10 protein-coding genes are annotated in these 12,278 nt (G+C 46.9%); 5 read left to right on the top strand and 5 right to left on the bottom strand.

Translation table 11 applies throughout. The annotated features are described in order from the left end of the window. Window positions 1–83 precede the first annotated feature (83 nt). From R7Z41_RS20550 to R7Z41_RS20540, 3 genes are all read right to left on the bottom strand, one after another. Window positions 84–1,295: an aspartate aminotransferase family protein gene (locus R7Z41_RS20550; RefSeq protein ID WP_206971028.1), complete on the bottom strand. Its 1,212-nt coding sequence runs from the start codon at window positions 1,293–1,295 to the stop codon at window positions 84–86. A gap of 361 nt (window positions 1,296–1,656) precedes the next feature. Beyond that, entirely contained in the window at window positions 1,657–2,244 is a 588-nt protein-coding gene (locus R7Z41_RS20545) for an aminodeoxychorismate/anthranilate synthase component II (protein ID WP_065274924.1), read from the bottom strand. Window positions 2,245–2,313: 69 nt separating this feature from the next. Then, window positions 2,314–2,793, bottom strand: coding sequence for a MarR family winged helix-turn-helix transcriptional regulator (locus R7Z41_RS20540; protein WP_206971029.1), 480 nt, complete (start codon window positions 2,791–2,793; stop codon window positions 2,314–2,316). 121 nt (window positions 2,794–2,914) lie between these two features. Between R7Z41_RS20540 and R7Z41_RS20535 the strand changes: the two genes are divergently transcribed. The 4 genes from R7Z41_RS20535 (at window position 2,915) to R7Z41_RS20520 (ending at window position 7,304) form a co-directional block, all read left to right on the top strand. After that, window positions 2,915–3,787 (top strand): EamA family transporter, encoded by an 873-nt coding sequence (locus tag R7Z41_RS20535; RefSeq protein ID WP_033907166.1) that lies wholly within the window; start codon window positions 2,915–2,917, stop codon window positions 3,785–3,787. A gap of 39 nt (window positions 3,788–3,826) precedes the next feature. Further along, window positions 3,827–4,420, top strand: a complete 594-nt coding sequence (locus tag R7Z41_RS20530; protein ID WP_033907167.1) for an NADPH-dependent FMN reductase — start codon at window positions 3,827–3,829, stop codon at window positions 4,418–4,420. Between the two features lie 147 nt (window positions 4,421–4,567). Beyond that, window positions 4,568–5,740: a M20 aminoacylase family protein gene (locus R7Z41_RS20525; RefSeq protein ID WP_033907168.1), complete on the top strand. Its 1,173-nt coding sequence runs from the start codon at window positions 4,568–4,570 to the stop codon at window positions 5,738–5,740. A gap of 52 nt (window positions 5,741–5,792) precedes the next feature. Further along, complete coding sequence (locus tag R7Z41_RS20520) at window positions 5,793–7,304, top strand: AbgT family transporter (RefSeq protein WP_206971030.1); 1,512 nt, start codon at window positions 5,793–5,795, stop codon at window positions 7,302–7,304. A gap of 6 nt (window positions 7,305–7,310) precedes the next feature. Here the strand turns inward: R7Z41_RS20520 and R7Z41_RS20515 are convergent, their stop codons facing one another. Both R7Z41_RS20515 and R7Z41_RS20510 read right to left on the bottom strand, forming a co-directional pair. Beyond that, window positions 7,311–8,225 carry a LysR family transcriptional regulator gene (locus R7Z41_RS20515; protein ID WP_033907171.1) on the bottom strand — a complete coding sequence of 305 codons (915 nt, stop codon included), beginning with the start codon at window positions 8,223–8,225 and terminating at the stop codon, window positions 7,311–7,313. A 167-nt stretch (window positions 8,226–8,392) separates the two neighbouring features. Beyond that, the gene (locus R7Z41_RS20510) at window positions 8,393–11,347 is read right to left on the bottom strand and encodes an ExeM/NucH family extracellular endonuclease (protein WP_225478166.1); all 2,955 of its coding nucleotides are present in this window, start codon (window positions 11,345–11,347) and stop codon (window positions 8,393–8,395) included. Window positions 11,348–11,890: 543 nt separating this feature from the next. Between R7Z41_RS20510 and R7Z41_RS20505 the strand changes: the two genes are divergently transcribed. Next, complete coding sequence (locus R7Z41_RS20505) at window positions 11,891–12,265, top strand: hypothetical protein (RefSeq protein WP_005381401.1); 375 nt, start codon at window positions 11,891–11,893, stop codon at window positions 12,263–12,265. Window positions 12,266–12,278: the final 13 nt, after the last annotated feature.

Below are 12,278 nucleotides of genomic sequence, written 5' to 3'. Positions count from 1 at the left end.
TCCTAACTATATTGTAGGAACAATTCCCCCATCAGAGATCCTTGACGGGGGTGTCTGCGTTGACGTTTAAACTGATATCGCGCTTAAACTAAAGTCGCGATCGCTTTATCCAGTTTCGCCAAGCCTTCTTCAATTTCTTGTTGTGTGATAACGAGTGATGGTGTGAAACGTACGACATTGGCACCCGCAACCAATACCATGAGACCTTGTTTACCTGCAGCAACCAGCACGTCACGCGCACGGCCTTGCCATTCTTCATTTAGTGCAGCGCCAAGTAATAGGCCTTGACCGCGCACTTCTGAGAAGATGTTGTACTTCGCGTTGATCTTCTCTAGACCTTCACGGAACATTGCTTCGCGTTCTAGCACACCAGCCAAAACCTCTGGCTTAGTGACTTCATTTACAACCGCTTCTGCAACCGCACACGCTAGTGGGTTACCGCCATATGTAGAACCGTGAGTGCCCACTTTCATGTGCTCTGCCAATTTTGCTGTCGTTAGCATTGCACCGATTGGGAAACCGCCACCAAGTGATTTCGCAGTACTTAGAATATCTGGCGTGATACCTAAACCTTGGTAAGCGTAGAAGTTACCTGTACGGCCATTACCAGTCTGCACTTCATCGAAGATCAGTAAGGCGTTGTGTTTGTCACACAGCTCGCGAACCGCTTGAGCGAACTCAGGCGTTGGTGGCACGATGCCGCCTTCACCTTGTAGTGGCTCCATCATAACCGCACAAGTACGATCAGACATGTGCGCTTGTAAAGCTTCGATATCGTTGTAAGGAAGGTGTGTCACGTCGCCTGGCTTAGGACCGAAGCCGTCAGAGTATGCCGCTTGGCCACCAACCGTTACGGTAAAGAATGTACGACCGTGGAAACCTTGTTTGAATGCAATGATTTCAGACTTCTCAGTGCCATGAACGTCTGCTGCATAACGACGTGCCAGCTTCAAAGCGGCTTCGTTTGCTTCTGCGCCAGAGTTAGCAAAGAACACTCGCTCAGCAAAACTCACTTCTGTTAGCTTTTTCGCCAGACGAAGGGCTGGTTCGTTCGTCATAACGTTACTTAAGTGCCAAAGCTTGTTAGCTTGCTCTGTTAGTGCGTTTACCATTACTGGATGACAATGGCCAAGACAGCTCACTGCAATACCACCAGCAAAGTCGATGTATTCATTACCGTCCTGATCCCAAACACGTGAACCTTCACCTTTAACAGGGATCATTTCCATCGGGTTATAGCAAGGTACCATTACCTCATCGAATAAACCGCGCTCTACTTTAATTTCCGTTGTCATTGCACATTCCTTCTTGATACCGCATGCGTAGCAGATAAGCGAATTTAACCGGCTCTCTTTGCCAGCAAATAATGTTTTGCATTTAAGCTATTGCGGCATTGTATTTACATTTAATTAACCATTTCAATAGTGATTTATTCTTTTCGTTCTCGAAAGCAACTTCCATTAATCACTGCTTATGACTATTTATGCATCAAGAAAGTAAAATAGAGAAGTGATTTTTTATAAATGTTATGTAATACAGGGGATAGAAGGTTTAAAAAGACATGAATAGACAAAGAGACTCGAGAGAATCGCATAGTTTTGCAATCCGCTCACCTCAGCAAAAAGATGAATGATTTGTTAAGAAAAGTGATCGCGATCAGATCGTTTTGCGTGCTAAAAAGTTCGCAAGCAACTCGTGACCTTGCTCAGTTTTGATTGATTCTGGGTGGAACTGCACCGCATCAATTGGCAAGGTTTTATGTTGGTAACCCATTATTTCATCCATGCTTCCGTCAGGCAGTTCTGTCCATGCAGTCAGTTCAAACACGTCGGGTAAAGTACCGTTTTTCACCACAAGAGAGTGATAACGGGTTACCGTGAGTGGGTTATTCAGATTTTTAAACACACTGCGACCGTTGTGACGAATTGGTGAGGTCTTGCCGTGCATCACTTGTCGAGCACGTACCACTTCCCCCCCAAACACTTGCGCTATCGCTTGATGGCCAAGGCAAACACCCAATATTGGAAGCTTACCAGCGAAGTGTTCTATCGCTTTCAGTGAAATACCTGCTTCGTTCGGCGTACATGGCCCTGGCGAGATCACCAAATGAGTTGGATTGAGCGCCTCAATGCCTTGGATGTCGATTTCATCGTTACGCACCACCTTTACGTCTGCACCAAGCTCGCAGAAGTATTGGTAAAGGTTGTAGGTAAACGAATCATAATTATCGATAATTAACAGCATGGGACTACATCGTGGAAACCTGAAAGCGAGTATTGTGCCGCCTTTTTATCTAAACGCAAGTACGATCAGTTATTCCACCTCGGCTCGCAGGAACTTACTCAGCAGGCTTTCTAGCGCACTTCTCTCTTCAGAGTCAAGACAAGTTAAGTGTTGTTCCATGCTCGCGACATGCGCTTCAAGCACCTGATCTAAAAAGGCAACACCGTCTTCCGTCAATGTCACTCGATTACTTCTGCGGTCGCTTTCGCTCGCTACGCGGTGCACCCAACCTTTTTGTACCAAGCCTTCTAAGCGTGTACTCACTGCACCAGACGAAATCATCAACGTTTTGTACAACTTTGTCGGCGTGACGGGGTCTATGCTACGTCTTAGCGTGGCCAGAATATCGAACTCAATTGCGCTGATCCCAGCATCACCGCACACTTGGCCATGGACCTGTTCCCAGAAGTTTGCCGCGCGACGAATGCGCCCAACCACGCCCATCGAAGAACAATCTAAGTCAGGTCGTGCTTGCTGCCACTGCTGAAGAATCTTATCTACACCGTCCATTACATCATCCCCATTATCATCACTAACTAAAAACCTTTTCAAAAAGATACTTGACCAAAAGAAAAAACGCCATTACTTTTAAAAAATAATCTTTCACAAAAGATACTTTACAGGAGGTATTATGACCAACGCAGAAAGGATTCAAGCAATACTGCTCACCGCGATTGCTCCCATCGTTTGGGGCAGCACCTACATCGTCACTACTGAGTTGCTACCCGCAGATAGTCCCCTACTCGCGTCTGCGATACGCGCACTTCCGGCGGGATTATTACTCATCGCTTATACGCGGTGCTTTCCGAACCAGCAATGGTGGGGAAAACTCGCATGCCTTGGAGTGCTCAACATCGGACTGTTCTTTTACTGCCTGTTTTTTGCTGCAAGTTACCTACCTGGAGGAACCGCGGCACTGGTCATGTCGAGCCAGCCGATCATAGTGATGCTGCTCAGTGGGCTGGTATTAAAAAGTAAGATCGCTTTGAGCCACTGCATCGCAGCAATCTTCGGGGTGCTTGGTGTAGCGCTTATCGTCATCAACGAAACGGTGCAGATCAGCGCGCAAGGAATTGTTCTGGCGGTACTAGGTACATTAAGCATGGCAAGTGGCGTGGTGCTCACCAAATACTGGGGACGTCCGGAGAATATGTCGACATTGGCGTTCACTGGCTGGCAACTCCTTGTCGGAGGCATCCTTTTATTACCTGCAGCGCTATGGTTTGAAGGTCTACCAGACACCATTTCACTGAAAAACTTGGCCGGATACAGCTACCTAACCATAGTGGGCGCCGTACTCGCTTACGCACTGTGGTTTAAAGGAATCGAGCGTCTTCCTGCAACAAACGTCGCGTTTCTAGGATTTCTGAGTAGCGTCTCGGCGAGCGTGTTGGGCTACATATTTTTAGATGAAATACTCACACCACTGCAATTGTTAGGTGCAGGAGCAATACTGATTTCGATCTTTTTGGCCTCCCATAGTCCTAAAACTGCAAATGCATAACACCAATAAACAAGATATTAAATTAAAAAGGAAATGATTATGAAACTAACGATTGTATCTGGCAGCCAAAGGGTAAATTCACAAAGTCTCAAAGTGGCTCGTTTTCTCAAACAGCACGGTTTGCAAGAATTCGACCAAGTGGAGATCCTCGATCTGCATGAGCTGAACCTACCATTTTGGAATGAAGGCGTTTGGCAAGGTAGCCAAGAGTGGGATGTTTGGACACCAATCGCGCAAAAACTGAAAGAGTCTGACGCGTTTGTCTTTATCACACCGGAATGGCACGGGATGGCAACCCCAGCGCTGAAAAACTTCCTATTACTGACGACAGCAAACGAACTGGCACATAAACCAGCACTATTGGTGAGTGTCAGCGTGAGTATCAACGGTGTTTACCCGATCAGCGAATTGCGCATGACCGGCAGCAAAAATAACCACGTGTGCTTTTTGCCTGACCACCTCATTGTGCGCAACAGCGATAAACTCATCGATCAAGATGCGAATAGCGATGACAGTGATTTTGTTGCTCGCACTCAATACACCTTGAAACTGCTCAGCTGCTACGCGAGCGCATTAGCACCAGTGCATCAGGACATGCTGCCGATCGGTAAACCATTTACCTATGGGATGTAATCGTCATTCAAGCCGCTCAGTATTGGGCGGCTTTTAGTTTAACCTCTCTCCAAGCAACTATTAGCAACGCTAATAGTTTCAGTAGTAATCCGGTTTGTTTGAATTGTTTCAATAGTGTTAAATCATTCTCAATTAAAGGGGAGATGTATGAACATTATTGAAGTCTTAGAACCTTGGTTAGCCGACGCGATTAGTATCCGTCATGCCATTCATAAACAACCAGAATTAGGTTTTGAAGAAAATAACACTCAAGCGTTAGTGGTTGCCGAGCTCGAAAAGTACGGCGTCGATGAAATCTGTACTGATTTCGCCAAAACGGGCGTGGTGGGTGTGATTCACGGCTCGCTCGGGGACGGAAAGAGCATCGGTCTTCGCGCCGACATGGACGCTCTACCCATCCATGAAGCCAACACATTTGCCCACCGTTCGTGCCACGACGGTAAAATGCACGCTTGTGGCCATGACGGTCACACCACTATGTTGCTACTCGCTGCGCGCTACTTGGCCCAGTCGCGTAACTTTGCAGGCAAAGCGGTGCTGATATTCCAACCGGCAGAAGAAGGTCGCGGTGGCGCCGAGACCATGATCACCGACGGCGTGTTAGAGCGCTTCCCGATCGACGAATGCTACGCTCTGCACAATATGCCGGGCATTCCTGAAGGGCATTTCGCATTTAAGACGGGGCCAATAATGGCGAGCTCTGACCGTCTGTTTGTCACTGTCGACGGAAAAAGTGGTCATGCTGGCTTACCACACACAACCCAAGATCCATTACTTGTCGCGACCCATATTTACCAAGGTATTCAAGGCATGGTCAGCCGCAACTACGACCCGTTTGATCCACTAGTGGTTTCGGTCACACAACTGCATTGTGGAGAAACAACCAACGCCATCGCCGACCAAGCTCATATGAGCGGTACGTTCCGTACTTTGTCTCAACAAACACGAGATAGCTTGGTTGAACGACTCGAGCAACTAGTAGCTCACAGCGCCAAGGCGCACGGGATGCAAGCAGAATTTAAACTCGGACCAATTTCTCACCCACCGACGGTTAACACAGAAAACGAAACTCAACGGGCGATCACCGCAGCGACTCAAACCGTTGGTGCTGAGCACGTTAACCCAAGCTGCGAAGCGATGCTGACCAGTGAAGACTTCGCCTTTTTCCTCAACAAAGTACCAGGTTGCTACGGCTTTATCGGCAACGGCACTGAGGAGCAAGGATGCAGCGTTGGCCTGCACAACAAAGCCTACGACTTTAACGATCGGCTGCTGCCGATTGGCGCGGCTTACTTTATCAATTTGATTGAACAGCAATAACAACAAATGAGGGGAAGTGACTCCCCTCTTTACACAAAGGAGTGTTCTAACAATGTCGACTGCAATTACGCAAAAATCGAGTTCAGGCGCGTCGATGATCAACCGCATTGAGCGACTGGGCGATAAAGTCCCTCATCCCTTCTATCTATTTATCTTCCTCTGCTTCAGCGTCATGTTGCTCTCTTGGCTATTCTCGTTTATCGGCGGCGGCGTGACCCATCCGTCTACGGGTGAAGTGGTGCACGTTAAGAGCCTGATCAGCGGCGAAGGTCTGGTTTATATCCTGCAATCGACGGTGAACAACTTCGTCTCGTTTAAACCACTCGGATTGGTCTTATGTATGATGCTAGCGGTGGGGCTATTGCAAGAAGTGGGCTTGGCCGACAGCGCAATCAAGCAATCATTGCTCAACGCGCCACGTCAGTTTGTCACCGCGTCGATTTTTGTCACTGGTATCATCGGTAACCTCGCCTCAGACGCTGCGTTCATTTTGGTTCCCCCTCTCGCAGGTCTGATTTTTGCGGCAACCCACCGCAACCCAATCGTCGGCATCGCCGCAGGTTTTGTCGCGGTCGCGGCTGGGTTTACCGCCAACCTATTTATTGCTGGCACCGATGTATTACTTTCCGGCATTTCAACCGAAGCGTCTGCCATCGTTGAACACGTCGAAGTCAGCCCGGCGGCAAACTGGTACTTTATGTTGCTTTCCGTTCCGATTTTAGTCGTCACAGGGACGCTCATCACCGACAAATACATCGAGCCTAAATTCGCGCATAAAATGACAACCAACCACGCCGATAGTGAACCGTCTTTTGAAATTACCACTAAGCAAAAGAGTGCGTTGAAATGGGCTGGAGCAACGTCTTTGGTGTTTATCGCTTTGCTTTTGGCCGCCCTGCTGCCAGCCGATTCACCTCTGCGTAATGCAGACGGCGGTTTGGTACCTTCACCTTTCCTAAAAGGGATTATCCCGATCATCATGGCATTCTTCTTTATGAATGCGGTGGTTTACGGCGTCAAAGCGGGTACGATCAAACAAGCCAGTGATATTCCTGACTTGATGTCCAAAGCGCTCAAGGGCGTTGGCGGCTACATTGTCTTGGTATTTGTGATTGCCCAGTTCATTGCTTGGTTTAAGTGGTCTAATTTAGCTATCTTTATTGCGGTGAATGGTGCGGAATGGATTTCGTCTGTCGAGATGCCAAAGCTGGCGATGATGGCGCTGTTTATGATGCTTGCTGGCGTGATGAACATGATTGTGTTTAGTGGTTCGGCGCAATGGGCGATCATGGCCCCGGTATTTATCCCACTCTTTATGTTACTTGGCGTAGACCCGCAAATTACGCAAATGGGCTACCGTATTGCCGACTCCACCACCAACATCATTTCACCGACCAATCCATATATTCCGATGGTACTGGCGCTGATCGCCAAATATAACCCGCAAGTGAAATTTGGTACTTTCCTCGCGATGATGGTGCCATACGCTCTGGTGCTATTTAGTGTTTGGGCCGGGCTATTCCTGATTTACATGCTGACAGGTTTACCCGTCGGGCCAATGTAACGTCGCTTAACGACTGGGGATAAACTCAGCAAAGCCCCAGTCGCTGACATGCTTTTTCAAAATCAAACTGAACTCATCGACTAACTCTCGATGAGTTTCTTTACGTGTAATGAGCCCTACTGAGCGGTACTGAACCGGTTGAACAATCGGAATAAAGCGAACTTCCACGTTGTTGCTCAACTCACCGATAGTGGAAGACAGAATCGTCGAACCTAGTCCGCTGGAAATCATCCCTAATAGCGTTGAGGTATGCGAAGCGCTCAACTCCGGATCATAGGTTAAACCAATGCGTTGAAACGCTTCGTCGGCAAGTGTGCGTAAACTGTTCCCGGGGCTGACACCAATCGACGCGTATTGATGCGCTTGTTCCCAACTGACTTGCTTATGCTCGGCGAGCGGATGGTCTTGCCGGCAAACAAAGCACAGGTAATCGCGAAACAGTAAATCAAAGTTCAATTCTGGGTGATTCGGATTGGTGTTGATGCCGATGTCTGCCTGCCCTTGTAGTACTGAATGGGTAATGTCATCAACCCGTTCTTCAATTAAGCGAAAAGTAAAATCTGGATAGCGCTTTTTCAGGTCATTGAGGGTTTTCGGCGCTAAGGATGCACACAACGTATATAGCGACGAAACCACCAGCGACTTGTTGTAGCCGTGCTGGCGGTCTTTGTTTTGCTGAACTAGTTTATCCAAGCGATTAACGATAAATCGCGCTTCCTGATACAACTGCTCGCCCGCTTCGGTGAGGATGATTTTCCTGCCTTGGCGCTGATAGAGTTCGCTGGCAAGTTGCTGGGTCAGCTTTTTCATCATCTGGCTCAACGCAGACTGGGTGATGTGCACCTTTTCAGCGGCATAAGTAAAATTTTGTTCCTCAGCCAAGGCGATAAAAGCTTTGAGCTGACGATAGCTAATGTCCATTTAGTAGTCTCACCCTTTGCTCTGCTGAAAAAGTATACCCAAACTTGGTAACTAATATGTCAATATGATTATCCATTTCTATATTTTTTCTGAATAAAAAGGCCAGCATAGGCTGGCCTTTGGTCTTTACAGCTATTTAGGAACTGTTTGTCAGGAAGTAAATTCGCTTAGCGGCGACGACGGAATAAGCCGAGACCTAGCAGCGCAAATAGAGCACCAAAACCAAACGAACCACCATCTGAATCCTTCGACCCTTCTGTTCCAGCTTCAGTTTGCGTCATTGAAACATCACGAACAGAGCTAAACTTCACGATATTACCTGTCGAGTCAGTCACTTTCTCTTCTAACTGATAATTACCTTGCTCTGGCGTTTGTTCAAACTCAATATTCACGCTACGCGCATCAATATCAGCTTGAACTAAAGTTTGACTAGCCGAGTAAGCTTTCGTATCGCTGCTTGCCGCAGCCGCTTGTGTGGATGGCGTTAAGTTCACCGTAACAATATCGCCCACAACCGCCGTTGGTGGTAAACGGACATCGACGGCTAAGTTGTCACCTGCTTTCGGTAAATCGATGTCATCATCTGGTAAATCAATCGCGATGATCACTGGATCGTGGTCAGAGGCAGAGAACGCATCTTTGTACTTCGGCATATCACCTGTGTACTTGCTGCTGTATTCGAACAAGTTACTCTCTAGTGAGTTGATGTGCCAATCTTCAATTGCTACCACTTTTTGCGCTAGGCTACTGCTTGCCAATGCGTGGTCCAAATTACCCAGCTCGCCCGAATAGGTGTAAGAAAACGTATCAGTGCCGTGCAGCAACGTGTTTAAATTGTGCAGACCGTAACCTTTTTCAATTTTGGTCTTCTCTACTTGAAGTTCACCATCACCAATGGTTGTGTAAGCAGCAGTATAAATGTCACGGCCGTATTTCTCTTTCGAGTAATCAGTCAGTGTCAGAAGTGGGTCTTCCATGCCATAAGCATTGAGGTCGCCCATGAGCAATACATCGCCTTTCACCTCTTTCAACGCTTCACCCACTGCGTGCGCAGCAGAAACGCGGAAGTTGTTACAGTTGCCTTGCAGATCCGCTGGCTCAGAATCTTCTACACCGGCAATCCACTCTTCAATACACTCAGAGCCTTTCGACTTAAAGTGGTTTACGACAATAGACAAATCTTCACCCGTCTCTTTCACCGTGAAGGTCTGAAGTAGACTGTGGCGTTGGTACTTATCGTAAGCAGGGTTACTTTCTGTGCCCTCTTTACGAGTAATTGTGTTTTCTGCAATGTGCTGCTCTGGCGTGATGATCACTTTTGCAGCGTCTTTTGGCGTTACTGCGTTAGCACGATATAAAATCGCCACCATGATCGCATCACTGCCAAAGTATTCGTCTTGGTATTTGTCTTGCTCTTCGATTTCGACATACGTGTAATGATCTTCAGCGTCATCAATCTCAGCATTTAGGGCATCAACTAAGTTTTGGATAGCACTGCCATCACCAAAGCCGTTGTTTTCCACTTCCATCAAACCAATAACGTCTGCGTCCATCTTGTTCATCGCCGCAACGATTTTCGCTTGCTGGATCAGGAATTCGTCTAGATTAGTCGCACCGCGGTTTTGTCCGGTTGGGTTTTCATGACCACTGTCAGCCACGGAGTTGAAGTAGTTCAGTACGTTGAAGCTTGCAATACGCAAATCTGAGTCCGCAATCGCTGGGGCATCTTTACGAGCCACATCGAAGCCTTCACCTGAAGTCACAAAGTTGGTGTTATCGACTTCATTGGTCGCAATCAGGCGGTATTCGTTGTAGCTGTAAGCCACGACACCCTGAAGACCTTCTACTCGAGAACCAAGGCGAATGTGCTGCTCTGAAGAGCCATCTTGGTCTGCATCTTTAGCAAAATCTGGGTAGTATGGGATTTGTCCGTTTGGTGCTTTGCCATCTGATTCTAAGTATACGCGGTTCGCTGCGTTGTCTTTTGCTAGCTCAACGGCTGCATCGCTCTCTGCCGCGTGTAATTGAGTCGGCTTTAACAATGGCGCTTCATGAGAGAGCATCATATTGTTACGACGTGAATCGTAGTCGTAAGAGAAGTTTCGAGTTACAAACAAGTCACTTGCCGAGGTTAACTCAACTTGCATCCCTTCATGACGCTCAAGCGCATCACGTAGTGTCTCACCTTCTTTGATAACAAGATCGGTAACTCGAGGGGTTTCAGAGGTGCCTGTTTTCACATAGCTGTTAGCATCAGAAGCAAGCTGAGTATTGCTGTAATACTCTTGAACTTTACCTTTCACACAAACAACATCACCAGCTTTCAGCGCCGTGTCCGCCGCGTCGGTATGAATGAACAAGCCTTCTGAGGTCTTGTCGTTGTTGTCGCTTTCTAATGCTTGTAGGTAGAAACCTTTGGTTAGGCCAGTGGTAACAGCAGTCACGACACCAGTTACGAAATGATCTTCGTCAGTAATGTATGGGTAACCATCAATGAATGGAGACGTATCGCCTTCACCTTGAATATCTTGGATGGCAGTGAAGTTAGGTTGCTGACCGTCGACTTCACAAGCGAATGGTGCTGGTGGCTCAGTCGCATTTAGCTCACCAAGGCCGTCAATGTTGTCTTTCTCAAATGCCGTCCACTGAGATGCATCATAAGTAGCAGAAGGGGTTAGTGCATCACTGTTACGAACTAATGTGGTGTCTTTACCAAAATCTACGTCACCCATCATACCGATGATGTCGTGCACTTCACCATCTTTAAGCAGTGCGATCGGGTCGTCACCGTTAAAGTTCGCAACGCTTTTATCTGTGATATCGGCGACAGCTTTGATGGCATCGCTCGCGTCACCATGCGCCAGTACATACACTTGGTTAGCTTGTATCGTCACTTGGCTAAGGTCGAATGTGCTGCCCCAAGTACCACCACCGTTTGATGATTTCGCCAACTCGTAGCCAGTGAGTGTCACCGCAGTATCACCCGTATTAGCGATCTCTACCGCTTTATTATAAGCGCCGCCTTCTACGTATTGGGAAATAATAATCTCTGCGTTCGCGTTTGCACTAAGTGCACTGGCGATGGTTAATGCGAGTATTGAGGGGTTGATTAACGTGTCCATTGTCATACCTGATATTTATGTAAATGCAAACTTAGCTCTGGTTAGAGCCTGCCATTTGCGTCTACTATCAGGTTTATTTATGAAATAAATAAGAATGAGTAATTAAAGCCGTGAAATGAATCACATGTGAATATAAGAAAATATGCCAGAGCATCCCATTCAAACATTTTTTGTAATAAATACAGAGCGCTATTGATAAACAAGTCAGAATTTAGATTGATTACTCAGTTTACTTTTTCACTTCATGTTAAGGAGTAGAAAATACATCACTTGTTGAGTTGCTTATTAACCCAACCGTTCCGTTACAAATAAAAAATATAATTAGTCACTAATTTAGAATGCTTTAATTTTCACTTGCATCACTGTTCAAGCCCAAGAATCTATTACTCGCTTCGTTCTCTCTTATACAGGCCCCTCATACTTCAAAGTTTTCATGATTTATTCAATAACTTTTCATTACTCACTAGCCAAAAACATACACAAAAGATATAACACCTGCGCGAGACAATAAGATCTCATTAGCAGTAAACCCAGGAACGACAAATGAAAAAAATTCAACGCAGTGTGCTAGCTCTCTCCCTACTTGGCTTGATAGCGGGGTGTCAGTTGACCGCCAGTGAGCCACTTCAACCTACGGCGAATCAAGACATCATCGAATCAGCCAAAAATGAACTGGATGGTATTGAAGAGCTAGAAGTCAGTGACGAGGGTGTTATTACCTTTACTCAGCGTCTAAGAACGCCAGGAACCTACTGGATTCCAGCGAGAATTAAAGAACTCAGCTACGATATATCATGCGTACAGCTTAGTTACTTCATTGATAGAGGCATGGTTGTGAAGTCTGCCTTTCTAGGGGCTCGAGGACGTGTTGAATATTACGACATGGAACGCTGTATGAAAGACACGCCATTTCAGTAATACAGGCATAAAA

Origin of the sequence: Vibrio sp. 1457 (assembly GCF_033340195.1) — a bacterium.
GTDB lineage: Bacteria > Pseudomonadota > Gammaproteobacteria > Enterobacterales > Vibrionaceae > Vibrio > Vibrio alginolyticus.
The sequence above is the reverse complement of the archived record's forward strand: the minus strand, read 5'-3'. Positions and strand labels throughout refer to the sequence as shown.